19 protein-coding genes and 1 pseudogene are annotated in these 25,738 nt (G+C 57.7%); 15 read left to right on the forward strand and 5 right to left on the reverse strand.

From position 1 onward, the window contains the following. The first annotated feature begins 35 nt into the window (after nt 1–35). Nucleotides 36–677 (forward strand): oxidoreductase, encoded by a 642-nt coding sequence (locus ACP7BE_RS12145; protein WP_094999446.1) that lies wholly within the window; start codon nt 36–38, stop codon nt 675–677. Between the two features lie 16 nt (nt 678–693). On the opposite strand, the gene ACP7BE_RS12150 is transcribed toward ACP7BE_RS12145, so the two are convergent. From ACP7BE_RS12150 to ACP7BE_RS12165, 4 genes are all read right to left on the reverse strand, one after another. Continuing rightward, entirely contained in the window at nt 694–981 is a 288-nt protein-coding gene (locus ACP7BE_RS12150) for a YceK/YidQ family lipoprotein (protein WP_094999447.1), read from the reverse strand. Beyond that, on the reverse strand, nt 974–1,603 hold the full coding sequence (gene ubiX / locus ACP7BE_RS12155) for a flavin prenyltransferase UbiX (protein WP_094999448.1): 630 nt from the start codon (nt 1,601–1,603) through the stop codon (nt 974–976). The genes ACP7BE_RS12150 and ubiX overlap by 8 nt, the downstream gene beginning before the upstream one ends. Beyond that, a complete protein-coding gene (gene mpl / locus ACP7BE_RS12160) occupies nt 1,600–2,949 on the reverse strand; it encodes a UDP-N-acetylmuramate:L-alanyl-gamma-D-glutamyl-meso-diaminopimelate ligase (RefSeq protein ID WP_271350547.1) in 1,350 nt (449 codons plus the stop codon). The genes ubiX and mpl overlap by 4 nt, the downstream gene beginning before the upstream one ends. 189 nt (nt 2,950–3,138) lie before the next feature. Further along, the gene (locus ACP7BE_RS12165) at nt 3,139–5,019 is read right to left on the reverse strand and encodes a sigma-54-dependent Fis family transcriptional regulator (protein WP_426105973.1); all 1,881 of its coding nucleotides are present in this window, start codon (nt 5,017–5,019) and stop codon (nt 3,139–3,141) included. A gap of 346 nt (nt 5,020–5,365) precedes the next feature. Between ACP7BE_RS12165 and exaC the strand changes: the two genes are divergently transcribed. The 14 genes and pseudogenes from exaC to ACP7BE_RS12235 all read left to right on the forward strand — a co-directional run bounded on the left by exaC (nt 5,366) and on the right by ACP7BE_RS12235 (nt 24,616). Next, nucleotides 5,366–6,886 (forward strand): acetaldehyde dehydrogenase ExaC, encoded by a 1,521-nt coding sequence (gene exaC / locus ACP7BE_RS12170; RefSeq protein ID WP_095020958.1) that lies wholly within the window; start codon nt 5,366–5,368, stop codon nt 6,884–6,886. 193 nt (nt 6,887–7,079) lie between these two features. Then, on the forward strand, nt 7,080–8,525 hold the full coding sequence (eat, locus tag ACP7BE_RS12175) for an ethanolamine permease (RefSeq protein ID WP_094999452.1): 1,446 nt from the start codon (nt 7,080–7,082) through the stop codon (nt 8,523–8,525). Nucleotides 8,526–8,577: 52 nt separating this feature from the next. Then, nucleotides 8,578–9,978 (forward strand): ethanolamine ammonia-lyase subunit EutB, encoded by a 1,401-nt coding sequence (locus tag ACP7BE_RS12180; RefSeq protein WP_094999453.1) that lies wholly within the window; start codon nt 8,578–8,580, stop codon nt 9,976–9,978. A gap of 2 nt (nt 9,979–9,980) precedes the next feature. Further along, nucleotides 9,981–10,778: an ethanolamine ammonia-lyase subunit EutC gene (eutC, locus tag ACP7BE_RS12185; protein WP_094999454.1), complete on the forward strand. Its 798-nt coding sequence runs from the start codon at nt 9,981–9,983 to the stop codon at nt 10,776–10,778. Nucleotides 10,779–10,990: 212 nt separating this feature from the next. Beyond that, nucleotides 10,991–11,644 carry a DedA family protein gene (locus ACP7BE_RS12190; protein WP_094999455.1) on the forward strand — a complete coding sequence of 218 codons (654 nt, stop codon included), beginning with the start codon at nt 10,991–10,993 and terminating at the stop codon, nt 11,642–11,644. A gap of 15 nt (nt 11,645–11,659) precedes the next feature. After that, nucleotides 11,660–12,472 (forward strand): zinc-dependent peptidase, encoded by an 813-nt coding sequence (locus ACP7BE_RS12195; protein WP_094999456.1) that lies wholly within the window; start codon nt 11,660–11,662, stop codon nt 12,470–12,472. A 101-nt stretch (nt 12,473–12,573) separates the two neighbouring features. Further along, on the forward strand, nt 12,574–13,101 hold the full coding sequence (gene ppa, locus ACP7BE_RS12200) for an inorganic diphosphatase (protein WP_016779241.1): 528 nt from the start codon (nt 12,574–12,576) through the stop codon (nt 13,099–13,101). Nucleotides 13,102–13,308: 207 nt separating this feature from the next. Beyond that, nucleotides 13,309–14,043, forward strand: coding sequence for a LexA family transcriptional regulator (locus tag ACP7BE_RS12205; RefSeq protein WP_095019059.1), 735 nt, complete (start codon nt 13,309–13,311; stop codon nt 14,041–14,043). A gap of 408 nt (nt 14,044–14,451) precedes the next feature. Further along, nucleotides 14,452–15,258, forward strand: a pseudogene (locus ACP7BE_RS12210) (integrase domain-containing protein); the annotation flags it as partial. Between the two features lie 389 nt (nt 15,259–15,647). Then, a complete protein-coding gene (locus ACP7BE_RS12215; RefSeq protein ID WP_426105978.1) occupies nt 15,648–18,140 on the forward strand; it encodes a type I restriction-modification system subunit M in 2,493 nt (830 codons plus the stop codon). Further along, nucleotides 18,133–19,446 carry a restriction endonuclease subunit S gene (locus ACP7BE_RS12220; RefSeq protein ID WP_426105980.1) on the forward strand — a complete coding sequence of 438 codons (1,314 nt, stop codon included), beginning with the start codon at nt 18,133–18,135 and terminating at the stop codon, nt 19,444–19,446. Before ACP7BE_RS12215 ends, ACP7BE_RS12220 begins: the two co-directional genes overlap by 8 nt. Continuing rightward, on the forward strand, nt 19,443–20,480 hold the full coding sequence (locus ACP7BE_RS12225) for a PDDEXK nuclease domain-containing protein (protein WP_426105982.1): 1,038 nt from the start codon (nt 19,443–19,445) through the stop codon (nt 20,478–20,480). Before ACP7BE_RS12220 ends, ACP7BE_RS12225 begins: the two co-directional genes overlap by 4 nt. Before the next feature lie 99 nt (nt 20,481–20,579). Further along, on the forward strand, nt 20,580–23,915 hold the full coding sequence (locus ACP7BE_RS12230) for a type I restriction endonuclease subunit R (protein WP_426105984.1): 3,336 nt from the start codon (nt 20,580–20,582) through the stop codon (nt 23,913–23,915). A gap of 2 nt (nt 23,916–23,917) precedes the next feature. Beyond that, nucleotides 23,918–24,616, forward strand: a complete 699-nt coding sequence (locus ACP7BE_RS12235) for a M48 family metallopeptidase (RefSeq protein WP_426105986.1) — start codon at nt 23,918–23,920, stop codon at nt 24,614–24,616. Nucleotides 24,617–24,660: 44 nt separating this feature from the next. On the opposite strand, the gene ACP7BE_RS12240 is transcribed toward ACP7BE_RS12235, so the two are convergent. Further along, nucleotides 24,661–25,734: a hypothetical protein gene (locus ACP7BE_RS12240; protein WP_426105988.1), complete on the reverse strand. Its 1,074-nt coding sequence runs from the start codon at nt 25,732–25,734 to the stop codon at nt 24,661–24,663. Nucleotides 25,735–25,738: the final 4 nt, after the last annotated feature.

Raw genomic sequence — 25,738 nt, forward strand, 5'->3', positions numbered from 1 at the left:
AATGGCTAAGCTGGTTGTATCAAGGGAGAAACATTATGCACTTGACGCCTTCACATATTTTGCTCGCAGGCGCTACCGGCCTTACCGGCGAACTGCTACTTGACCGCCTGCTCAACGAGCCCACCATCACCCGCGTGCTCGCCCCTTCACGCAAGCCTCTGGCGGCGCATCCGCACCTGGAAAACCCGGTAGGTGACCCCGCCGTGTTCCTGCCTCAACTCAGTGGCCGGGTCGATGTCGCCTTCTGCTGCCTGGGCACCACGATCAAGCAGGCAGGTTCCGAGGCAGCCTTCCGCGCGGTGGATCACGACATGGTGGTGGCTTTCGCCAAACGCGCGCGGGAGATGGGCGCACGCCATCTGGTGGTGGTCAGTGCCATCGGCGCCGACCCCAAGTCCTCGGTGTTCTATAACCGGGTCAAGGGTGAAATGGAGCAGTCGCTGCGCGCGCAAAACTGGCCGCAACTGACCATTGCCCGTCCTTCCCTGCTACTGGGCGATCGCGTCGAGCCACGTCTGGCCGAACAGATCGCCGGGCCACTGTCCAAACTGATTCCGGGCAAGTACCACGGTATCGAAGCCTGCCAGCTGGCCCGTGCGCTGTGGCGCCTGGCACTGGAAGAACAGGACGGCGTGCGGGTGATCGAATCCGATGAGTTGCGCAAGCTGGGTAAATAGTCACCCGCCCTGCTGGCTACAAACCACCGCTGGCCTGAAACCCGACACCCAGCACCGTCAGCACGGACAACGGCAACAGCACGGTATCGAGCAACGCGCTGGCGGGCAGGTCCAGGCCCGGATAGCGCGGAGCCTCGGCGCCAAAGCGATCCTTGGCACAGCACCCGCCCTCAAGGGCATACACGTCCAGCCGCGTACCCGAGTACACAACGGGAGCGCCCGGTTTGGCCGCATCCAGCGTTCGCACGCTGGCGCAACCACAAACCAGAGCCGCCACCAGCAGGGCCAATAGCGCCTTACTCATCGCCGCCCACATGGTACTCGCCCCAGCGCGGGAGCATGTCCTGGGGGATATTGAGCAGGTTGAGAATGCGCGCCACCACAAAATCCACCAGGTCATCGATAGTCTGCGGTTGATGATAAAAGCCGGGCGATGCAGGCACTATTACCGCGCCCATATTGGACAGCTTGAGCATGTTCTCCAGATGGATACTGGAATACGGCGCCTCACGCGGCACCAGAATCAGCTGGCGACGCTCCTTGAGCGTCACGTCTGCGGCGCGCTCGATCAGGTTGTTGCAAGCGCCGGTGGCAATCCCCGACAGGGTGCCGGTGGAACACGGCACCACCACCATCGCAGCGGGTGCTCCCGACCCCGAAGCCACGGGCGACATCCAGTCCTCCTTGCCGTATACGCGAATCTGCCCTGCGGCAGCGCCCGTGTATTCAGTCAGAAAAGCCTGCATTGCTTGTGGCTTTGGCGGCAGGCTGACATCCGTTTCGGTTGCCATGACCAATTGTGCGGCCTTGGAGATCAGGAAGTGGACTTCGCGGTCTTCGCGCACCAGGCAATCGAGCAGGCGCAAGGCGTACGGCATGCCGGAAGCACCGGTGACCGCCAGGGTTATGCGTTCCGGGCCACTCATTGCAGCGCTTCCGCCAGCTTGCCATGCAGCCCGCCGAAGCCGCCATTGCTCATGATCACCACATGGGTACCGGGCTTAACCTGGGCCTTGACCTCGGCAATGATGGCGTCCAGCGAATCGCACACCTTGGTCGGCACCGGGCTCGATGCCACCGTCGCGGCCAGATCCCAACCCAGATTGGCCGGGGCATACCAGACCACATGATCCGCCTGCACCACGCTTTGCGGCAGGCCATCACGGTGGGCTCCGAGCTTCATGGAGTTGGAGCGCGGCTCAATCACCGCGATCAAGGGCGCGTCACCAATGTGCTTGCGCAGGCCATCGAGGGTGGTCGCGATCGCAGTCGGATGGTGGGCAAAGTCGTCGTAGAGGGTAATGCCGTGGACTTCGGCGACTTTCTCCATACGTCGTTTCACGCTTTTGAAAGCGCTCAACCCATCTATCGCCATGCTCGACACCACGCCGACATGGCGCGCTGCGGCCAGGGTCGCCAGGGCGTTGGCCACGTTATGCTGGCCGGTCATATTCCAATCGACGGTACCTTGCAGCGCGCCGTCAAACAGCACCTCAAAGCGAGAGCCGTCATCACTGAGCAGCCTGGCTTGCCATTGACCATCGACGCCCGTGGTTTGTACCGGCGTCCAGCAGCCCATTTCGATTACACGCTGCAATGCAGGCTCGGTGGTCGGGTGGATAACCAGCCCTTCACTCGGGATAGTGCGCACCAAATGGTGGAATTGCCGCTCAATGGCCGGCAAGTCCGGGAAGATATCAGCGTGATCGAACTCGAGATTGTTGAGGATTGCCGTGCGCGGACGGTAGTGGACAAACTTCGAGCGCTTGTCGAAAAAGGCGCTGTCATATTCATCGGCTTCTACCACAAAGAACGGCGTATCACCCAGACGGGCCGACACGGCAAAGTTCTGCGGCACACCGCCAATCAGGAAACCCGGGGCCATGCCCGCGTACTCCAGCACCCAGGCCAGCATGCTGCTGGTCGTGGTTTTACCGTGGGTACCTGCCACGGCCAGTACCCAGCGGCCTTGCAGCACATGGTCAGCCAGCCATTGCGGGCCGGACACGTAAGGCAGGCCCTTGTTGAGCACGTACTCAACTGCGGGGTTGCCACGGGACAGCGCATTGCCGATCACCACTACATCTGGCGCCGGATCGAGCTGAACCGGGTCATAGCCCTGGGTTAGTTCAATACCTTGAGCCTGCAGCTGGGTGCTCATCGGCGGATAGACGTTGGCGTCTGAGCCAGTAACGTGATGGCCCAGTTCTTTGGCCAGAACCGCCAGCGACCCCATGAAAGTGCCGCAAATACCCAAAATATGAATGTGCATAGTTGACCTCGTAAACCATCGGCGAAGGGTAGCGTAGCAAGGTTCTTTTCGCACCTGATGATTCTGAAACCCTCACCCTAGCCCTCTCCCTGAGGGAGAGGGGACTAAAAGCAAAAGCGGATTTGCGCAACGCCTCAGGTCAGCCCCCTCACTCTCCGGGAGACGGTTGGGGTGAGGGGCTTTTAAGCATTACCGCTCAATCCCATGCTTGCGCAGCTTTCTATACAGGGTGTTGCGGCTCACCCCCAGTTGCAGCGCGGTATGGGTCATATGCCAGCGGTGCAGTTCGAGCGCCAGCAACAAGGCCTGCTTTTCGGCATCCTCAAGCGGGTATTCACATGCTTCAGGGGCTTTGGGCGGAGCCAGGCGAATAGTGGCCGGCAGATCTTCGTACTGGATCACGTCGTTTTCGCAGAGTGCAGCCAGGGTTCGCAGCACATTGCGCAGCTGACGCACGTTGCCTGGCCAGGCAAAATCCAGCAACGCCTCACGTGCCGCCGGGCTGATAAACAGGCGCTGCCCTCCCGCCTCTTCGGCCAGCAAGAAGTCCAGCAACTGCGATTTGTCCGTGCGCTCGCGCAACGCTGGCAAACCGATTTCCAGTCCATTAAGGCGGTAATACAGGTCTTCACGAAAACTGCCGTCCGCCACGCGCTCCTGCAAGTTACGGTGGGTGGCGCTGATAATGCGCACGTTGACCGCCATCGGCTCGCCACCAATGGGCACCACCACACGGTCCTCCAGCACTCTTAACAACCGGGTTTGCAACGCCAGCGGCATATCGCCAATTTCATCCAGAAACAGGGTGCCGCCATCGGCCTGCTGCAACTTGCCCTGCATGCCTTCCTTGCGTGCCCCGGTAAAACTACCACCGCGATAGCCGAACAGTTCGCTCTCGATCAGGCTTTCGGGGATCGACGCGCAGTTGAGCGCCACAAACGGCTTGCTGCTGCGCAAGCTGGCTTGATGCACAGCCTTGGCAAAGGCTTCTTTGCCGGAGCCGGTTTCACCATTGACCAACAGCGGCACATCGCGCTCAAACACCCGTAATGACCGGCGAAAATCCGTCTGCAGGGCCTCATCACCCAGGCAGATGCTGCTCGGGCGCGGTGGTTCGGCTTGCACCATGACCGGGGCAGGCCCGTTCCGTGGTTGGCCGCGCAGTGCCGCAAATAATCGACGCCCGTCGCGGGTATGCAGCGGCCAACTGGCATTCGCCTGGAGGGTGGCCCGACTGAAAAGCTCATCCCGCGGGCAATCGAAAACACTGTCGACCGATTGCCCGAGCAAACTGCCACGCACATGCCCTAGCAGGTTCAGGGCACTCTGGTTAACCGCGCCTATAACTCCGTCGCCATCAAACGCCAGCATGCCTTCGCTGAACAATCCGATAGACTCGGCGTGCAGATGAAAACGCAGCAGCCACTGATTCTGAAAGTGCCCGAGGAAGTAGCTGTTTTCGATGATTTTCGCTGACAGATTAACCAGCGCCATCGTATGAAACTGGCTCTGACGGGAAGCCTCATGGCGGGCCGAAGACACGTCGAGCACCGCCAGCAACTCGCCCTGCGGATCGAACACCGGGCTGGCCGAGCAGGTCAGCCCGGTGTGCCGGCCACGAAAGTGTTCATCCTGATGGATGGTCAGTGCCTGACGCTCGACCAGGCAGGTACCGATGCCGTTGGTACCCTCCCTGGCTTCGCTCCAGTCGGCTCCCAGCCACAGCCCCGCCTGCTCGAACACCTTGCGTTCGGAGGGGGCAGTGACACAGTTGAGGATCACGCCACGGGCATCAGTCAATAGCACCGCGTGCCCGGCACCGGAGAGTTGCTGATGCAGGCTGTTCATTTCGTGACCGGCGATTTTCAGCACCTGCTGCAAACGCTCGCGGCCTTCAAGGATACGGCCTTGCTCAAGTACGGTCGGGGCTACGGTTTGCGCAGGATCGAGGTGATAGTCCTCCAGGCAACGCTGCCAGGAACGGACGATGGACGGGTCACACCCTTGCGGGCGACCGCGGGTGACATCAATGACTTGCCGTGCGTGACGGCGCAAATCGGTGCTGTGCATTTCTTATTGTTCTCCGCTCTGTCTCGGTGGTCCCGTGCTCAACAGAGGCAACTCGCCCTCAGCGGCAACAAAGATCCAGTCCAAACCGAACGCCCAGCATCCTCTTGCTCACCGGCCTTTGCAATCGCGAACTGACCGGCCGGTCATCGGTTGTGCCAGGACTGGTACAAATTGTCACCACAGCTGTATCAGGTGTGCCACAAGCCCCTCTCCCCAACGACCGGGTAAAACCCGCAAAGCCTTGGAAGACAAGGCCTGCACAAAGATGGCCCAGCCCTTGCTCATACTTTTGCCAGCGCCACAGCGCGTCCTCCCATAAGCACAATAAAGCCAGGAGACACTCACCATGCGTTACGCACAACCCGGTACTGAAGGCTCGATTGTTTCGTTCAAGAGCCGTTACGGTAACTACATCGGCGGCGAATTCGTGGCACCGGTCAAAGGCCAGTATTTCACCAACACCTCGCCGGTCAACGGCAAAGCCATTGCCGAATTCCCGCGTTCTACTGCCGAAGACATCGAAAAAGCCCTCGACGCTGCCCACGCCGCTGCTGATGCCTGGGGCGCGACCTCAGTGCAGGCACGTTCGCTGGTGTTGCTGAAGATTGCTGACCGCATTGAGCAAAACCTCGAACTGCTGGCCATTACCGAAACCTGGGACAACGGCAAAGCCGTACGCGAAACCCTGAACGCCGACGTGCCGCTGGCCGCGGATCATTTCCGTTACTACGCCGGCTGCATCCGCGCTCAAGAAGGCAGCGCCGCCGAAATTGACGGCAATACCGTGGCGTATCACATCCACGAACCGCTGGGCGTGGTCGGGCAGATCATTCCGTGGAACTTCCCGCTGCTGATGGCCGCCTGGAAACTTGCCCCTGCACTGGCGGCGGGCAACTGCATCGTGCTCAAACCGGCTGAACAAACGCCGCTGAGCATCACCGTTTTTATGGAACTGATCGGCGACCTGCTGCCACCGGGCGTCCTCAACGTCGTGCAGGGGTTCGGTAAAGAAGCAGGCGAAGCGCTGGCTACCAGCAAACGCATTGCCAAGATCGCCTTTACTGGCTCCACACCTGTAGGCGCTCACATCATGAAATGTGCCGCCGAGAACATCATCCCGTCGACCGTGGAACTGGGTGGCAAGTCGCCAAACATCTTCTTCGAAGACATCATGCAGGCCGAGCCGGCCTTTATTGAAAAAGCCGCTGAAGGTCTGGTGCTGGCATTCTTCAACCAGGGCGAAGTGTGCACCTGCCCGTCGCGGGCGCTGGTGCAGGAGTCGATCTACGACGACTTTATGAAAGTGGTGATGCGCAAGGTCGAGGCAATCAAGCGTGGAGACCCGCTGGACACCGACACCATGGTCGGCGCCCAGGCCTCCGAACAGCAATTCGACAAGATCCTGTCCTACCTTGAAATTGCCAGGAACGAAGGCGCTGAACTGCTGACCGGCGGTGCCGTAGCCAAGCTCGAAGGCGATCTGGCAACCGGCTATTACATCCAGCCGACCCTGCTCAAGGGCACCAACAAAATGCGCGTCTTCCAGGAAGAAATCTTTGGCCCGGTGGTCAGCATCACCACCTTCAAGGACGAAGCCGAAGCGCTGGCGATTGCCAACGACACCGAGTTTGGCCTCGGCGCCGGCCTGTGGACCCGCGACATCAACCGCGCCTATCGCATGGGCCGTGCCATCAAGGCGGGTCGCGTGTGGACCAACTGTTACCACCTCTACCCGGCACACGCCGCGTTCGGCGGGTACAAAAAATCCGGCGTCGGCCGTGAAACCCACAAAATGATGCTCGACCACTACCAACAGACCAAAAACCTGCTGGTGAGCTACGACATCAACCCGCTGGGTTTCTTCTAACCCAGAACCCTGTAGGAGCGGGCTTGTTCGCGAAAGGATCGCTGCGCTGTACTGAACGACCGCAGCGCCTGCATCGCGAGCAAGCCCGCTCCCACAAACTGGCATCAATAGCTCTACACCGGGCCTTCTGGCCTAGCTCTTGCTTATCTCCCTGTCATATTTTCTCAAACTATAAAAGAACAGGTGAATTCCCATGCCTAGCGAACCTACTGCCGCTGCGGCGGCGTCCTCTGTCGATTTTGAAAAAGTCGGCTCCGATTATTTCCAACAACGTGAACTGAAAAAAGGCGCTGCCGGCTGGGTCCTGCTGGTGGGCCTGGGCGTGGCCTATGTGATTTCCGGCGACTACGCCGGCTGGAACTTCGGCCTGGCCCAGGGCGGCTGGGGCGGAATGTTTATCGCCACATTGCTGATGGCCACCATGTACTTGTGCATGTGCTTTTCACTGGCCGAATTGTCCTCGATGATCCCCACCGCCGGTGGCGGCTACGGCTTTGCCCGCAGTGCTTTCGGGCCGTGGGGCGGGTTCCTCACTGGTACGGCGATCCTGATTGAATATGCCATCGCCCCTGCCGCGATTGCCTGTTTTATCGGCGCCTATTGCGAGTCGCTGTTCGGTATTGGCGGCTGGATGATCTACCTGGCGTTCTACATCATCTTTATCGGCATCCATATTTTCGGGGTCGGGGAAGCGCTCAAGCTGATGTTCATCATCACCGCCGTGGCGGCCATTGCCCTGGGGGTGTTTCTGGTCGCGATGGTGCCGCACTTCAGCGTCGCCAACCTGCTGGATATCCCGGTCACCGAGGCCAAGGGCGCCAGCGCATTTCTGCCCTTCGGTTATGTCGGTGTCTGGGCAGCCATCCCTTATGCGATCTGGTTTTTCCTCGCTGTCGAAGGCGTGCCGCTGGCTGCTGAAGAAACCAAGAACCCCAAGCGTGACCTGCCTCGCGGCCTGATTGGCGCCATGCTGGTTCTGGCCACCTTTGCCCTGCTGATTCTGGTGATCGGCCCGGGCGGCGCCGGCGCGCACCACTTGATGGCATCGGGTAATCCGCTGGTCGAAGCACTGAGCAAGGCGTATGGCGGCTCGACCTGGATGGGCGGCTTTGTGAACCTGGTGGGCCTGGCCGGTTTGATTGCCAGCTTCTTCTCGATCATTTACGCCTATTCACGTCAGATCTTCGCCTTGTCCCGCGCCGGCTATTTGCCGCGCAAACTGTCCGAAACCAACAAGAGCAAGGCGCCGGTGCTGGCCTTGATCATCCCCGGCATTATCGGTTTTGGTCTGTCACTGACCGGCCAGGGCGACTTGCTGATTCTGGTGGCGGTATTTGGCGCGACCATTTCCTATGTGCTGATGATGGCCGCGCATATCACCCTGCGTATTCGCCGCCCTAAAATGGAGCGCCCGTATCGCACGCCGGGCGGGATTTTCACTTCGGGCACTGCTTTGGTGCTTGCCTGTGTCGCGGTGGTGGCCGGCTTCCTGGTTGACCCGCGGGTGGTGATTGGCGCTGCGGTGATCTATGGAGTATTAATTGCCTACTTCGCTTTTTACAGTCGGCACCATTTGGTGGCCGGTACGCCGGAAGAGGAATTCGCGGCTATTCAACAGGCCGAAAAAGCCTTGCACTGACCGCTGAGAATCCCGCCAGACGCCTTGCGTCTGGCGTCATGGAGCACCCTGTATGGCAACGTTCTCACATGCGGTTGGCACTCAGACCTACCGTTTCGATAGCCTTAAAGATGTAATGGCCAAGGCTGGCCCGGCCCGTTCCGGGGATTTTCTGGCCGGCGTGGCTGCGCAAAACGACGGCGAACGGGTGGCCGCGCAAATGGCGCTGGCTGACATCCCGCTCGCCTATTTTCTGCAAGAAGTTCTGATCCCCTACGAGACCGATGAGGTCACCCGGCTGATTATCGACAGCCATGATCTTCAAGCCTTCGCTCCGGTCAGCCACCTGACCGTCGGTGGCTTTCGCGACTGGCTGCTCAGCGACGCAGCCAGCGAGGACAGCCTGCGGGCCCTGGCGCCGGGCCTGACCCCGGAAATGGCCGCCGCCGTGTCGAAGATCATGCGCGTACAGGACCTGATTCTGGTCGCGCAAAAGATCCGTGTGGTTACCCGGTTTCGCGGCACCATGGGCCTGCGCGGCCGACTTTCGACACGCCTGCAACCCAACCACCCCACCGATGACCCGGCCGGCATTGCCGCCAGCATTCTCGACGGGCTGCTCTACGGCAACGGCGATGCCATGATCGGCATCAACCCGGCCACTGACAGCATTGCCTCGATCTGCGACCTGCTGAACATGCTCGACGCCATCATCCAGCGCTATGAAATCCCCACCCAGTCCTGCGTACTGACCCACGTCACCACCTCGATCGAAGCCATCAATCGCGGCGTGCCGCTGGATCTGGTATTTCAGTCCATTGCCGGCACCGAGGCCGCCAACGCCAGTTTTGGCATCAACCTGAATGTGCTGCAGGAAGGCTATGACGCAGGCTTGAGCCTTAATCGCGGGACTCTGGGCAATAACCTGATGTATTTCGAAACAGGTCAGGGCAGCGCGCTGTCGGCCAACGCCCATTTCGGCGTGGATCAACAAACCTGTGAAACCCGCGCCTACGCCGTGGCACGGCATTTCAAGCCGTTTCTGGTCAATACCGTGGTCGGTTTTATCGGCCCCGAGTACCTGTACAACGGCAAGCAGATCATCCGCGCCGGCCTTGAGGACCACTTCTGCGGCAAGCTGCTGGGTGTGCCCATGGGCTGTGATATCTGCTACACCAACCATGCCGAAGCGGACCAGGACGACATGGACACCCTGCTGACATTGCTGGGGGTGGCCGGGATCAACTTCATCATGGGCATTCCGGGGTCGGACGACATCATGCTCAACTATCAGACCACGTCGTTCCATGACGCCCTGTATGCCCGCAAAACCCTGGGGTTAAAACCCGCCCCGGAGTTTGAACAGTGGCTCAGCAAGGTGGGCATTTTTACTCAGAACGATGGCCGCATCGAGTTCGGCCATCAGCTGCCACCTGCATTTCGCCAGGCGCTGGCTCATTTGGGAGGACGCTAGGCATGGCCGACAACCTTAACCCGTGGCTGGAACTGCGCCGCCTGACCCCCGCACGTATTGCCCTGGGACGCACCGGCACCAGCATGCCGACCCAGGCCCAGCTCGACTTTCAATTCGCCCATGCCCAAGCCCGGGATGCGGTGCATTTGCCGTTTGATCACCCCGGCCTGAGTGCACAGTTAACCGAGCGCGGGCGCGAGAGCCTGCTGCTGCACAGTGCCGCGGCTGACCGCCACAGCTACCTGCAACGCCCGGATCTGGGACGCAAGCTCAACGACGACTCTGCGCAGCAATTGCGCGACTACGCAGCGGCCAACCCCGGCGGCATCGATGTCGCCGTGGTGGTAGCGGATGGCTTGTCGGCACTGGCCGTGCATCGCCACACCTTGCCCTTCCTGGCGCGCATGGAAGAGCACACGGCGACTGAAGGCTGGTCGCTGTCGCCGGTGATTCTGGTAGAGCAGGGGCGAGTTGCCGTGGCCGATGAAATTGGCGAACTGCTGGGCGCACGCATGGTGGTGATGTTGATCGGCGAACGCCCCGGGCTCAGCTCCCCCGACAGCCTGGGGCTGTACTTCACCTACGCGCCGAAAATCGGCCTGACCGATGCGTATCGCAACTGTATTTCCAATGTACGGCTTGAAGGCCTGAGCTACGGCATGGCCGCTCATCGGCTGGCGTACCTGATGCGCGAAGCCTGCCGGCGGCAATTATCGGGAGTGAATCTGAAGGATGAAGCCCAGGTGCAGACCCTGGATGTCGAGGCGCCCAGCGAAAACTTTCTGCTCAAGGGCGATTAACTCTGCGTAGTAGCTGCCGAAGGAACGAGGCTGCTGCTACGGCTTTTGACTACCAATACACGCTTCGCTACAAACTCACACTGCAGAATTCGTCTCAATCCGTATAATCCGGTTCTTCAAAAAAGTACGAAAAAACTACAATTGTTGTAGTTAACTACGCATCCCTACCCGCACAGACCTGCAGAGCCGGGTCATCAACACAGGTGCTTCACATGGATTTCAACCCGATCGACATTATCCTGCACCTCGATGTGTACCTCGACATGCTGGTAAACAATTACGGGCCATGGATCTACGCCATCCTGTTTCTGGTGATTTTTTGCGAAACCGGTCTGGTGGTCATGCCGTTTTTGCCGGGTGATTCGCTGCTCTTTATCGCGGGCGCCGTAGCTGCCGGCGGCGGCATGGACCCGGTACTGCTCGCAGGCTTGCTGATGCTGGCTGCGATCATGGGCGACAGCACCAACTACGTTATTGGACGAACGGCAGGCGAGCGCTTGTTCAGCAACCCGAATTCGAAAATCTTCCGTCGCGACTACCTGGAAAAAACCCACGACTTCTATGAGCGTCATGGCGGTAAAACCGTAACCATGGCCCGTTTCCTGCCGATTTTCCGCACCTTCGCTCCGTTTGTTGCCGGTGTGGCGCGCATGTTCTACCCGCGCTTCTTTATGTTCAGCGTATTCGGCACCATCCTGTGGGTTGGCGGCCTGGTCACTCTGGGTTATTTCTTCGGCAATGTGCCATTTATCAAGAAGAACCTGTCGCTGCTGGTGGTGGGCATCATTCTACTGTCGCTGGTACCGATGATTATTGGCGTGATCCGCAGCCGTCTGGGCCGTACTCCAGCCAAAGCCAAAGCCTGATCGGGAGACACCACCATGTGGTCTCTAAGTGAATGGCGGCGCCAGCGAATCCTTGCGCAGCACCCGGTAACGCCTGACGTATGGCACAACGTGCGCCAGCATCTGAGCATTCTCGACGGGCTGAATGACGAGCAGGACAAATGGCTGCGCGACAGCAGCGTATTGTTTCTGCAAGCCAAGCACCTCACCCCCATGCCCGGGGTTGAGCTGACCGAAGAGGGCCGGCTGTTGCTGGCCGCTCAGGCGCAATTGCCGCTGCTCAACCTGGGTGACCTGGACTGGTACCAGGGCTTTCACGAAATCGTGCTCTATCCCGACGACTTCGTCAGCCCCCAGCGCCATCGCGATTCCAGCGGTGTAGAGCATGAATGGGAAGGCCATCACAGCGGTGAAGCCTGGCAGCATGGGCCGGTCGTTCTGGCATGGCCGGGCGTTCTGGCTAGCGGTGGCTGGGAAGGCTACAACCTGGTCATCCACGAACTGGCGCACAAGCTGGACATGCTCAATGGTGCCGCGAATGGCATGCCGCCCTTGCACAGCAGCATGCATGTCAGTGACTGGACCCAGGCCATGCAACAGGCCTACGACCATCTCAATCACTACCTCGACCACCACAACCCCGACCACGCGCCTATCGACCCCTATGCCGCCGAAAACCCGGCGGAGTTCTTTGCGGTCACCAGCGAGTACTTTTTCAGCGCACCCGACCTGTTGAACCATGCCTACCCGCTGGTCTATCAACAACTGAGCCTGTTTTATCGTCAGGACACGCTGGCACGCCTCAAGCAGCTGCAAAGCGAACACCCCGAATACCGCGCGCAGCACTGATCGCCCAAGGGTGACGTCCTTATAGGAATACGCCTATAATCGCCGCCACTTTTTGGCCAAATCGGCCAAACAAACTGGCCTACTAACGGGGGCACCGCCCAATGAGCTACAGCAAGATTCCGGCTGGCAAAGACCTGCCGAATGACATCTACGTCGCTATCGAGATTCCGGCTAACCACGCGCCGATCAAATATGAAATCGACAAAGACAGCGATTGCCTGTTCGTTGACCGCTTCATGGCCACCCCGATGTTCTACCCGGCCAACTACGGTTTTATCCCTAACACCCTGGCTGACGACGGTGATCCGCTGGACGTGCTGGTGGTTACCCCTTACCCGGTAGCTCCAGGCTCGGTTATCCGTGCTCGCCCGGTTGGCATCCTGCACATGACTGACGACGGCGGCGGCGATGCCAAAGTGGTTGCAGTGCCTCACGACAAGCTGTCCCAGCTGTACGTTGACGTGAAAGAGTACACCGACCTGCCACCCCTGCTGATCCAGCAGATCCAGCACTTCTTCGAGAACTACAAAGATCTCGAAAAAGGCAAATGGGTGAAGATCGAAGGTTGGGGCGATGCTGAAGCTGCCCGTGCCGAAATCACCAAATCGGTTGCGGCCTACAAAGGCTAAGCAAGCGGTTAAAAAAAACCTCGGCTCGCCGGGGTTTTTTTATGCCTGCATAAACGCAATAAAACAGCCTGTTTACGGCGCGCAAAATGCCCAGTCAATGCCAGTAGGAAATATCGCTGCAAGCCTAGGAATTTTCTGGTTTTACCGTTTTTTTTTGAACGCTTAGTTTATTTAAACAGGCTTGGCTTGCCCGTAGACTCTGTGTTCATGAATACATCCGGTGATCGCCTGAAAGCCCTCCTGCGGGAGTGCCATTTAACCGCTTCGGACTTCGCAGCCAATCGCCGCGTTACGCCGCAGCACGTCAACAACTGGTTCAAACGGGGCATTCCGATGGCTCGCCTGGACGAAATCGCCGAACTGCTGTGCGTCAACAGCCGCTGGCTACGTACCGGCGAGGGCGTCAAGCATCCGGGCCTTGTCAGCAGCAACGATGAAAAATCGCCTGCCCAGACCGGACAGCCCAAACCGGCTAATGCCTGCGATATTGACGCGCCCTTCTACAACGAAACCTTGCACCCCGACGGATCAGGCAAAACCCATGTGGTGAAAATTCCTGATTGCACCGTGCGGCTCAGTTGCTCGACCCTGCAGGCCCTGGATGTCAGCCCCGACCAGGCCATTTGCGCACCCATGATTGGCAACAGCATGGCGCACAGGATCCAGGATGGTTCCACAGTCGCCATCGACCGCAGCCTGACCCAAATCGTCGACGGTGAAATCTACGCGCTCGAGCAGGATGGCATGCTGCGCATCAAATACCTCTACCGCCTGCCCAACAACGGCCTGCGCATCCGCAGCCACAACTGCCTGGAGTATCCGGACGAAGTCTTTGACGCAACAGAAGTCCATGCGCAGCAGATACGGATACTGGGCTGGGTATTCTGGTGGTCCACGCTTAGCCAGCGACGCCCGCCAGTGCCTTACAAACTGGACGAATAACCTTAGGTCTGGGAAAAGTACTCAAACCCCAGTATGATTCGTCGCACTTGTGCACTCCCCCTCGCGGCACGCGAGCCGGAATGCAGGGCCAGGCAGCAAAAAGCCGCTACGCCCCACACCCAGCCACAACGCGCTGGATGTCCCGATTGAAGGCGAGTACGGCTTACCAAAAATAAGCCAAACCCGCCCCCGAGAAGCCGGCCACAAGCCGGCTTTTTAATGCCTTTCTGAAAGCCATTCTCAGCTACTGAACTCCTCTGCAACCTTGCTAGATCAAGGGTTTCGGCCTATTTTCGTTCTTGTGACTTCCGTTTTGATCCACCCTCTTCCACGGCGAAGTGGGGGAACCGGTGGGGGAACTGAGGGTAGAAAAATGGGCAAGCTGACCGCGAAGCAAGTCGAGCATTTGGGTATAACGATTCGCGGCAGATAGATCGGCAGAGCTTGTTGGACTATGCCGGACATCTGCGCCAGCAAGTTGAACAAGGGGCTATCTGCATCGCCACCGCGCAAAATCGGTTGTCCAGCGTGAACCGAACGATGGCGGCGCTTCGCGGTGATCAATATGTGAAAGTGCCGAGTCCGAGCAAGGCGTTGGGAATGCGCCGCACCAGTGTTCGTCGCTCGGTGCCGCAAGGCCAAGACCGCGAACACGTGAAGCGGATCGTCGAGGTGCTGTGCGAACACCCAATGCCGCGCGCCGCGGCCATCGCGCAGTTAGCTCGAGCCACTGGCATGCGCTTACGCGAGGCCATTTTGGCCGACCTACCACGTCTAAAACGTGAGGCCGAACACTACGGCAAGATCAACATCCAGGACGGCACGAAAGGTGGCCGCTCCGGTGCGTCGGCACCTCGCTGGCTCAAGGTGGATGAACACATTCGAAACGCGCTGAGGTTTGCCGAACAGGTCTCACCCGATGGCAGCCGCAACCTGCTTGCACCGGATGAACGCTACCTCGATTTCCAACGGGGAATCGTTCGTCCCGCACGAGCCATCCTCCATCAGCACAAGCTCAAAGGCTTCCACGAGTTACGAGCCGCCTATGCGTGCGAGCGCTATGAGCAAATCACCCATCATCCTGCGCCTATTAACGGTGGCCATTGCTATCAACTCGACCGACATCTAGATCGGGAGGCCCGAGTGCTAATCAGCTATGAGCTCGGGCACGGCCGTATCGACGTGGTATCGGCTTACATTGGCGGTCGAGCATGAGCAGAGCTGTTCCTTAGCGGCGAACTCAATGGCTCACATGCCAGTCGCCTACGCTATATCCGCCAAGCCAAGATTATCCATATGGTGATCTACAACCACTGGCAGCGCGATAACCCTTGGACGTGGCGACGAAAACACCTCATGTGGTTCTTTGACCATCACTTGGAGAAATGCAGCGAAGCCTAGTCCGCCCTCCCTGAACGAACATCGACACTATACGACGGCCAGTGAGGCCCGACCGCTGATCGTGGATAGCCGCCCGCCATTTCCGCACACACCGCCTCCAGTACTGCCAGACAGCTTGCTGAGGCATCCTGAGTTAGAATCCCATCCATCATTTATATCCTCTGGAAATACGTCGTTCGCAGGCGACGAAAAGGAAAACCGTAATGCCCCTAACGCTTCAGCAACTGGAACGTCACCTGTTCAAGGCCGCCGATATTCTGCGCGGCAAGATGGATGCCTCGGAGTTTAAGGAGTACATCTTCGGCATGTTGTTCCTCAAACGCTGCTCTGATGTGTTCGAGGAGCGTTACGACGAGGTCGTGGCACAGGAACTTAAGGCTGGAAAGAGCCAATCTGAAGCCTTTGTCTCCGCCGAAAATCCCCGCTGGTACAAGCGCGATGGCGGTTTTTGGGTGCCCAGCGCCTCGCGCTTCAAGCACCTGCTCAACGAGGCGCACATCAATGTCGGCAATCTGCTCAATAAGGCGCTAGGTGGTATTGAGGAAAACAACACCTCTCTTGATGGGGTACTGGAGCATATCGACTTCACCCGCAAGGTCGGCCAGAGCAAGATTCCCGACCTCAAGCTGCGTCAGTTAATCAGCCACTTCGGCCAGGTACGCCTGCGCAACTCTGACTTCGAGTTTCCCGACCTGCTTGGCGCCGCCTACGAATACCTGATCGGCGAGTTCGCGGACTCTGCCGGCAAAAAGGGCGGCGAGTTCTACACCCCGCGTTCGGTGGTACGCTTGATGGTGCGTCTGCTCAAGCCTACGCTGGCACACGACATCTACGACCCTTGCTGCGGCTCGGGCGGCATGTTGATCGCCGCCAAGGAATATATCGACGAGCATGGCGAGGATGGTCGCAAGGCCAACCTATTTGGTCAGGAGTTCAACGGTACGGTCTGGTCCATCGCCAAGATGAACATGTTGCTGCACGGTATTAGTACGGCCTGGCTGGAGAACGAAGACACCTTGAGCGATCCGCGACATTTGGAAGGCGGCGAACTGCTGCGCTTTGACCGCATCCTCACCAACCCACCGTTCTCCATCAACTGGGGCCATACCGAGAAAGATGCCAACGACCAGCCAGCCTGGAATCCGCTGCACCCGGAACGTTTCAAGTACGGACAAGTGCCGTTGGGTGCCAAGAAGGCCGATTTGATGTTCCTTCAGCACATGCTCGGCGTCTGCCGCGACGAAGGTATGGTCGCCACAGTTTTGCCCCACGGAGTGCTGTTCCGTGGCGGAGAGGAGAAAGGTATACGCGCAGGTATCATCGAGGATGATCTGCTCGAAGCGGTGATCGGCCTGCCAGCCAACCTGTTCTACGGCACCGGCATCCCTGCCTGTATCCTGATTCTGCGCCAACAGAGGCAGGACGGGGCCAATCGCGTCAGCGGCAAGCCAGCCGAACGCCAAGGCAAAGTGCTGTTTATCAATGCCGACCGGGAGTATTTCGAGGGGCGTGCACAGAGTTTCTTGCTGCCAGAGCATATCGAGAAGATTGCCACCGCCTTCGATGAGTTCCGTCAGATCGACGGCCTGTCCGATATCGTCGACATCGCCACCCTGCGCGATAATGGCTACAACCTGAATATCCGCCGCTATGTGGACAACGCTCCTGCACCAGAACCCCACGACGTGCGTGCACACTTGGTTGGCGGCATACCAAAGTCCGAAGTGGCAGCCAAAGCCAACCTATTCCAGGCCCACGGCCTCGCCCCCCAGGACTTGTTCGTCGTCCGGGACGAACGCTATTTCGACTTCCGCCCAAACTTGAAAAACCGCCAAGCACTCAAGCCAGCCATCGAAGGCAATGTCGGCCTGCGGGGTAAAGAAACCAAAATTCGCGACACCTTCGAAAGCTGGTGGAAAGAGCACAGACCCCGTATCACTGCCCTGGCTGGGCAAATGGACAACAGCAATAGCTTGGTCAGCCTGCGTAGCGAGTTACTGCAGAGTTTCAGTCAGTCACTGGAAAGCATCGGCCTGCTTGACCCCTTTCAAGTACGCGGCATCGTCGCTGGCTTCTGGTACCAGAGCAAATACGACTTTCTTACCCTGATGGCCCGTGGCGCTACGGGAGTAGCCGATGCTTGGCGTACCAGTATTGTCACCGCCCTGGAGGACAAAGCCAGCAAGGACAGCCCGCTGGAGCACAAGCTGGTCAAGTTTCTGCTCAGCGACTTCGTAACCGAATTAACCGAACTGGACGCGAAGAAAGCTGAGCTGGAAAGCCAACTAAAGGCTGTCGTTTCAGCCAAAAGCGAGGACGGCGAAGAGACTGAAAGCGAAACTACCGAAGGTGATGAGGAAAACACCGTCGATGAGAACCAGCTCAAAGCCTGGAAGACCGAATTGACCAAGGTGAAAAAGCGGTTAAAAACCCAGAAGGACAGCTTCACCAACCATCTGAACCAAGCTGTTGATGGACTGACGCCGGAGGCTGCTAGCGAGTTGCTGCTGACTATATTGCACAACGATATGCAGGCCATCGTAGAAAGTTATATTTCTGCCCAGCGCAAGCAGATAGTCAGCGCCTTTGAAAAGTGGTGGGATAAGTATCAGGTGACCCTGATCGAGATTGAGCACAAGCGTGATGCGGCGGCGCAGGAGCTTCAGGACTTTTTGAAGGGCTTGGGATATGTCTAATACTTTCAACTGGACAACCTGCACTGTCAAAGACGTTGTAGAGCGTCATTTCTGTGGGCCGAGTCCCGATTGTGAAGAGCGGCAAATATTTGCGCCTGAAGAATGGGGGGTTCTTAAAACGACTGCGATCACATGGGCAGGGTGGGACGAAAAGGCCCATAAAGTGTTACCAAGGGCATTTTGGGGGCAAGCCAAAATTGAAGTTCACGCGGGTGATGTTCTAGTGACAAAAGCAGGGCCACGGAATCGCGTTGGCGTTGTTTGCCATATTCCGTCCACTCGTAGCCAGCTAGTCGTTTCTGGAAAAATGATCGGCCTCAGACCAACATCGGAAACAGTCAATGCGAGTTTTCTTGCAGGACTTCTGGCCACACAAGAACCACAAAAATACATACACGATCGTACAACCGGAATGGCAGAGTCGCAGGTCAACTTCGCAAATGATGTTCTCTTGAGCACTCCTTTGCTGCTTCCTCCCATCCAAGAGCAAAACCTCATTGCGAGGGTTCTAGACACCCTCGGCACCGCCATCCGTGAAACCGAGGCGATAGTCGACAAGCTCAAAGTCGTCAAACAGGGACTATTGCAAGACTTGCTGACCCGCGGCATCGACGCCAACGGTGAACTGCGCCCTACCCAGAGCGAAGCGCCGCTGCTCTACAAAGACTCACCGCTGGGATGGATTCCAAAGGAATGGAAAGTTGGTACAGTCGAAAACTATCTAGATTGCATAATCGACTATCGTGGAAAAACTCCCGAAAAGACTGATTCTGGAGTCCCGCTCATCACCGCAAAAAATGTACGCTTAGGCTACATTGATCCAGAGCCTTGCGAGTTTATTGCGTACGAGAGTTTTGATCGATGGATGACTAGAGGGATCCCACGGCAAGGCGATGTTCTTTTCACCACAGAGGCTCCTCTGGGCAACGTTGCGCAAATAGAGACTGCAGAGAGACTGGCATTTGCACAGAGGATGATCATCCTGCAGGCAGGCCCACGAATTATTAATACATTCCTTAAGTATTTGATGCTGGGACAAATATTCCGTAACCGTCTCTTTGCCTTGGGTAGTGGCTCGACAGTTGAAGGTATTCAGCAGTCAACTTTTAGGCGACTTCTGATCACCGTCCCAGAGTCATTGGCTGAGCAAGAGAGAATTGTCCAGCAGCTCACTGAAATGGACTCAAGAATCAACAATGAATCACATTACGTCGCCAAATTGAAGCAAACAAAGTCAGGTCTAATGAGCGACCTCCTCACCGGCCGCGTACGCGTAACGCAGCTACTAGAAGAAACCGCCACATGACCGACTCACGCCCCGTCTCTCTGATCGACCCACCTGGTAGCTACTCCGACTGGCTGAGCGAACTGAAAACCCGTATCCACCACGCCCAACAGCGTGCGGTGCAGACAGTCAATCGCGAGTTGGTGCTGCTTTACTGGAAAATCGGCAGCGACATACTCGATCGACAAAGCCGCGAGGGCTGGGGCGCCAAGGTCATCGAGCGACTGGCGCACGACCTGCGTACGGCCTTCCCCGATATGAAGGGCTTTTCCCGCGCTAACCTGATGTATATGCGCGCCTTCGCCGAGGCTTGGCCGGACGCTGAAATTGTCCAACAGGCTGTTGGACAATTGCCCTGGGGCCATAATTTGGTGCTGCTCGCCAAGCTGAAAGACCCGCAGCAACGGCAGGCCTATGCCCAACGGGCCGTCGAATATGGCTGGTCGCGCAGCGTACTGGGTATGCACATCGAAACCCGCTTGCTGGAGCGTGAAGGTCAGGCGCAGACCAATTTTTCGGCAAGACTGCCGGCTCCGGGCTCGGATCTGGCCCAACAGGCGCTGAAAGATCCCTATATTTTTGACTTCCTCGGCGTGAATCGGGAGGCAAACGAGCGCGAAATCGAACACGCTCTGGTGCAGCATGTCACCCGCTTTCTGCTGGAACTGGGCGCGGGGTTTGCCTTCGTTGGACGGCAGGTACCACTGGAAGTGGGCGGTGACGACTTCTTCATTGATCTGCTGTTCTATCACCTCAAGCTGCGCTGCTATGTGGTGATCGAGCTGAAGGCCGACAAATTCAAGCCCGAGCATCTGGGTCAGTTGGGCTTCTACCTGACGGCCGTGGATGCACAGATGAAAAGCGAACACGATGCCCCTACCATTGGCCTGCTGCTGTGCAAGAGCAAGAATAAGGTAGTGGCGGAATACGCCCTGCGTGACAGTGCCAAACCCATGGGTGTAGCGGAGTATCAATTGATGGAGTCGCTCCCAGCAGAGCTGCAAACCACCCTGCCTAGCATCGAACAAATCGAGCAGGAACTGACCGATAATTAAGCAGCAATAAGCTGACATCTGCCCGTATGGGCGCCAAGTAAACCTGATGGAATCGGATGAGATCGAAAAGATTTCATCCATTGAAAATGGAGTGGTGAGATGGGCTGGGAACTGGACGACGTTGAGCAACCCTTTGTTGCACAGCTGCAAGGACTGGGCTGGACACACATCGAGGGCAGTCTCGACATCCCGGCCGTGACGGGTCGCAACACCTTTGCCGAAGTCATTCAGGAAGCCCAATTGCGCGAACGGCTGCGGATCATCAACCTGCGCGACGGCAAACCTTGGCTGGATGACGAGCGCATCAGCGAGGCTGTTTCAGCGATCACTCGTCTGGGCATAGCCAAGCTGATGGAGGCCAATCAGAAAGCCACCGAGCTACTGCTCAAAGGCATCACGGTGGATGGCCTTCCTGGTTGGGATGGCGGTCGTAACCAGACGATCCAGTACATCGACTGGGAGGCGCCGACCAACAACTGCTTCACCGTGATCAACCAGTATCGGGTGGACTGCCCGCCAGGCTACAACAGTGGCAAAAAATTCATCGTCCCCGATCTGGTGTTGCTGGTGAACGGCATTCCGTTTGTGGTGGTGGAGTGCAAGAGCCCATCCATACCCGAGCCGCTAACAGAGGCCGTGGACCAACTGCGTCGTTACAGCAATCAACGCAAGGCGGCCTTCGAAGTTGAGGACAACGAAGGCAACGAGGCATTGTTTGCCAGTGTGCAGTTACTGATTACCAGCAGCTTCGACGAAGCGCGGGTCGGTTGCATCGGTGCCGGCTTCGCTCATTTCTCGCAGTGGAAGACCGTCGTCGGCCCTGACGGCCAAGGCAGCGAGCAGGAAGTGGCGAGCGAGCTGGGAAAATCCGCCTTGTCTGAACAGGAGCGGCTGATTGTCGGCCTGTTGTCCCCTGCACACCTGCTGGATGTGATGCGGCACTTCATGTTGTTTATGCAAGTCGGTGGGCAAACCATCAAGACCATCTGTCGCTACCAGCAGTACCGCGCTGTAAACCGAGCCATCACCCGTCTGAAGACCGGCCAGACCCGCCACGAGCACGGTGAATACGACCAGCGCGGCGGCATCGTCTGGCATACCCAGGGTTCGGGCAAGAGCCTGACCATGGTGTTCCTGGTACGCAAAATGCGCACGGACATCCAACTACGGCGCTTCAAAGTCATCGTGGTGACTGACCGTAAGGACTTGCAGAGCCAGTTGTCGGCAACCGCCACGCTGACCGGCGAGCGGCCAGAAGTGGCCTCCAGTACTGAGGGCGTAAAGGTTCTAGCTCGTCGTAAGGGGCCTGGCCTGGTCTTCGCTACCATCCAGAAGTACCGCAACTCTGAACTGGAAGACGATGCGGCACTGGGCGAGAACGATCTACCCGGAATGCCTGACGCCGGGCTCAAGGCTGCCGAGGATCGCGCCTCCTACCAAGTCAGCAAACTCTTCGAAGTATTGAACAGCGACGAAAGCATTTTGGTGCTTGTGGATGAGGCTCACCGTACCCAGGCTGGCGACCTGCAGGCCAGCCTGATGGCGGGCATGCCCAATTGCACGCGCATCGGCTTCACTGGCACACCGATTATCATGGGCGACAAGAAGCGCACCCATGAAATTTTCGGTGCATTCATCGATAAATACACAATCAAGGAAGCCGAAGCCGATGGCGCTACGGTCCCGGTGCTTTACGAGGGCCGTACAGCTCAGGGCGCGGTCAAGGACGGTGCCAGCCTGGATGAGCTATTCGAGGATCTCTTCCGCGAACACAGCAACGAAGAGCTGGAGCTGATCAAGAAAAAGTACGCCACCAAAGGCCATATCTTCGATGCCCCAGCGTTGATCGACGATAAAGCACGCGACATCCTGCGTCACTACGTCATCAATATCCTGCCTAACGGCTATAAAGCTCAGGTAGTGGCTTACAGTCGGCTGGCCGCCATCCGTTATTTCAGCGCCTTACAGAGCGCTCGCGACGAACTGCTGCGCGAGGCAGAGGCGCTGCCAGCAGCCGATAAGATGCTCGACGACGAAGCCCTGTGTGTCCGTCCACCCAAAGTACAGGCGCGTATCCAGGCCTGGCGCTACCGCGAGACGCTGCGCAGCTTGGAATTCGCTGCAATCATTTCCGGGAGCAACAACGACGATCCATCGTGGAAAATCTGGACCGATGGCGGAAAGCACGAACAACTGATCAAACGCTTCAAGAAGCCGCTGCGCGATGAGCAACCGGGCAAAGCCGATCCGCTGGCCTTTCTGATCGTCAAATCGATGCTGCTGACCGGCTTTGACGCCCCCATCGAAGGCGTCATGTACCTGGATCGACCAATCAAGGAGGCCGAGCTTCTACAGGCTATTGCCCGAGTAAACCGTACCGGCCACGGCAAGCGCTGCGGCATCGTCGTGGACTACTACGGCGTGGCCAATCACCTGAAAGAGGCCTTGGCAGCCTATGCTGACGAGGATATCGAGGGCGCGCTGGTTAGCATCAAAGACGAGGTGCCGATCCTGCGTGATCGCCACCTGCGAGTGGTGGATGTGCTGCGGCGCCAGGGTATCGAGTCGCTGGACGATACCGAGGCCTGTCTGGCCGCCCTCAATCAGGAGAAGGTACGAGCGGAGTTCGCCGTCAAACTCAAGGCATTCCTCGCTTCGCTTGATACCGTTTTGCCGCGTCCAGAGGGCCTGCCCTTTGTCAAGGACGCCAAGCGTTTAGCCTATATTCATGCCCGCGCCCGCAACCGTTACAAGGACCTGCCGGTGCTGGGCAAGGATATCGGTGCGAAGGTGCGCAAACTGATCGACGACCACGTTATATCCCTGGGCGTCGATCCAAAAATTCCGCCCATTCAGCTGACCGATGCAGACTTCGAGAAACAGATGTCACGCAGCGTCAACGACCGCGCTAAAGCCTCGGAAATGGAGCACGCCATTCGCTCGCACATCCGCAAGCATGCCGATGAAGACCCGGTGCTGTTCCGTAAACTATCCGAGCGACTGAACGACATCCTCAAATCGCTCGGTGAACAGTGGGACGTATTGGTCGCCCAGTTGCAGAAAATAATTTCCGAACTGCGCTCTGGGCAGATCGACGAGGACACGAATGCAGCGAATCTTCCCGCGCATTACGCGCCGTTCCTGCGCACCGTATTGGAGGTCGTCTGTGCCGAGGCGGACCCTCAGCCAGCTGAACTGATACGGCTGAAAGATGTGACCGTGGGGCTGGTCAATCTGCTGGTTGATGAACTGCAGAGCCACCGGGACATCTGGAGCCCTCGTAAGCGGGTAGCCCAGGAAGACCTCACCGGCCGACTATTCGACCACCTGATGCTTTTGCGGCCGCCTCTTGTTGATATCGACACCGCCGGAATACTGGCCGACCGCCTGCTAGATCAGGCTCGGGCCAGCCACGACAAGCTGATGCAGGTGTGAACATGACGGCCAGCCTGACGATCAACGATCTGTGTCTGACGCTGCGGCGCAGTGCGCGGCGTAAGACGCTGCAGATCACCGTCGAACGTGACGGCACGCTGGTGCTCTTGGCACCGCCTGAGGCGGACGAAGAATCACTGAGTCGATTCGTGCAGGAAAAGAGCTTTTGGATTTACTCTCGCCTGGCCGAGAAGGAGCGCCTGCTGCGTGCCATGCCTACCAAGGAATTTGTGGATGGCGAAGGATTCCTTTACCTCGGACGCAGTTACAGGCTCAAACTGGTCGACGAGCAGGACGTGCCCTTGAAACTGACGGGGGGACGCTTTCTGCTGCTACGCAGCCAGCTGCCACAGGCGAGGGAAAACTTTATTCGCTGGTACAGCCTGCATGCCCGTAACTGGCTCGCCTTGCGGGCAAAGGAGTACCAAGGACGTATGGACGTTTCCCCCGGAGGGGTGCGGGTGCAGGATCTTGGCTATCGCTGGGGCTCATGCGGCAAAGGTGACATCTTGTACTTCCACTGGAAAAGCATCCTGCTGCCCAAGCGCATCGCCGAATATGTCGTGGTCCATGAAATGGTCCATCTGCACGAGCCGCACCACACCCCAGAGTTCTGGCTACGGCTCGAGCGCGCCATGCCCGATTACGCACAGCGCAAGGAATGGCTGGCTGAACATGGGATTGAGGTGGCGGGGATATAAAAAGGATATCGGTAACAGCTGACGCCCTTTCTATGATCGCGACACTATCGCGGCTCATACATGTAGAAGTAATTCCCTACGGCAAATCGGTTTTTGTTGAAGTAGGCAAGATCACTAATCTGGTTGCGTACCACCACGTAGTGCCTGCAATTTTTGGCAACAGACAAATCGAAAATTTGCTGCACTGTGCTACCAAAGCTCGTCAGGGCAATCTTCTTCCCAACCAGCTGGGAAATACCGGGTAGCGCCATCGCGTCGCTATTGCGGCTTTCCAGCCATCCAGCCGCCACTTCAATACCGCCACTCGTAAGCATAATATTGAAAAGGTATTCGACCTTTCCTGTTTGTTCGTTAGCCCAACATGGTGGATAGTCCCTGCCTCCACGCGCCTCCAATTTAGCCTTGAGATAGGCTAGTTGTCCCCGCAGGTCCGAGTTTTCCTTGGTCTGATTTGTCCGCACAGCCTCAGCCAACCCTTGTGCTAGTGATTGTTCCTGGCCAGGCACCAATTTGTCGGCGAACTCCTTACCTAAATGCTGCTCAAGTTGATACTTGAGTTCAAGTGCTGCGCTTGTCTGCTTGATTATTTCGTCTGTAGTAACTTGTGTCTGGACCAACATTGCTGCCTGTTTCGACTGTTCTTGGGCATCTCCAGGCAGCTTTTCGGCTTGATGCTCGGTGATTTTTTGCTCCAAACGATCCTTAAGTGAAAGTGCGGAGACCAAACTGTCAACAGAAAAACTCTCCGAAAGTGCTGCCTTTGCTTTTTCCAATGTACGCTTCACTTCATCCAAGGATGACAGTTGCGCGTCCATATCTTTAATCTGTGCCTGCAAGCGCGCCTTTTCTTTTAATGCTGGAGCGCTCTCCACTAAGCGACTGATTACCTCGTCCGCGTCGGCAGCACTCATTTTGCCCAAATGCTCAGCTTTCAGCTGGTCAAGAGCCTGGGTCATTGCTTCAAGCGACCCTAGCTGCTCGAGCTTCGACTCGGCGGCAAGCCGCTGCTTCTGAGCATCAAAGTACATCCACCCCAGTATCATCAGCAGCATAAAAATCAGAGTAAATGCTATCTCGGTCAAGGAGAGCTGGAATATGGAGTCCGAATTTTTTCCCATCAGC

Origin of the sequence: Pseudomonas sp. TWR1-1-3, from assembly GCF_049896805.1 — a bacterium.
Classification (GTDB): Bacteria; Pseudomonadota; Gammaproteobacteria; order Pseudomonadales; family Pseudomonadaceae; genus Aquipseudomonas; species Aquipseudomonas bubulae.

Bases quoted from the DNA above. Each gene is read 5' to 3' on its own strand.
- ACP7BE_RS12145 (WP_094999446.1), top strand. From the start codon at position 36: ATGCACTTGACGCCTTCACATATTTTGCTCGCAGGCGCTACCGGCCTT.
- ACP7BE_RS12150 (WP_094999447.1), bottom strand. From the start codon at position 981: ATGAGTAAGGCGCTATTGGCCCTGCTGGTGGCGGCTCTGGTTTGTGGT.
- ubiX (WP_094999448.1), bottom strand. From the start codon at position 1,603: ATGAGTGGCCCGGAACGCATAACCCTGGCGGTCACCGGTGCTTCCGGC.
- mpl (WP_271350547.1), bottom strand. From the start codon at position 2,949: ATGCACATTCATATTTTGGGTATTTGCGGCACTTTCATGGGGTCGCTG.
- ACP7BE_RS12165 (WP_426105973.1), bottom strand. From the start codon at position 5,019: ATGCACAGCACCGATTTGCGCCGTCACGCACGGCAAGTCATTGATGTC.
- exaC (WP_095020958.1), top strand. From the start codon at position 5,366: ATGCGTTACGCACAACCCGGTACTGAAGGCTCGATTGTTTCGTTCAAG.
- eat (WP_094999452.1), top strand. From the start codon at position 7,080: ATGCCTAGCGAACCTACTGCCGCTGCGGCGGCGTCCTCTGTCGATTTT.
- ACP7BE_RS12180 (WP_094999453.1), top strand. From the start codon at position 8,578: ATGGCAACGTTCTCACATGCGGTTGGCACTCAGACCTACCGTTTCGAT.
- eutC (WP_094999454.1), top strand. From the start codon at position 9,981: ATGGCCGACAACCTTAACCCGTGGCTGGAACTGCGCCGCCTGACCCCC.
- ACP7BE_RS12190 (WP_094999455.1), top strand. From the start codon at position 10,991: ATGGATTTCAACCCGATCGACATTATCCTGCACCTCGATGTGTACCTC.
- ACP7BE_RS12195 (WP_094999456.1), top strand. From the start codon at position 11,660: ATGTGGTCTCTAAGTGAATGGCGGCGCCAGCGAATCCTTGCGCAGCAC.
- ppa (WP_016779241.1), top strand. From the start codon at position 12,574: ATGAGCTACAGCAAGATTCCGGCTGGCAAAGACCTGCCGAATGACATC.
- ACP7BE_RS12205 (WP_095019059.1), top strand. From the start codon at position 13,309: ATGAATACATCCGGTGATCGCCTGAAAGCCCTCCTGCGGGAGTGCCAT.
- ACP7BE_RS12215 (WP_426105978.1), top strand. From the start codon at position 15,648: ATGCCCCTAACGCTTCAGCAACTGGAACGTCACCTGTTCAAGGCCGCC.
- ACP7BE_RS12220 (WP_426105980.1), top strand. From the start codon at position 18,133: ATGTCTAATACTTTCAACTGGACAACCTGCACTGTCAAAGACGTTGTA.
- ACP7BE_RS12225 (WP_426105982.1), top strand. From the start codon at position 19,443: ATGACCGACTCACGCCCCGTCTCTCTGATCGACCCACCTGGTAGCTAC.
- ACP7BE_RS12230 (WP_426105984.1), top strand. From the start codon at position 20,580: ATGGGCTGGGAACTGGACGACGTTGAGCAACCCTTTGTTGCACAGCTG.
- ACP7BE_RS12235 (WP_426105986.1), top strand. From the start codon at position 23,918: ATGACGGCCAGCCTGACGATCAACGATCTGTGTCTGACGCTGCGGCGC.
- ACP7BE_RS12240 (WP_426105988.1), bottom strand. From the start codon at position 25,734: ATGGGAAAAAATTCGGACTCCATATTCCAGCTCTCCTTGACCGAGATA.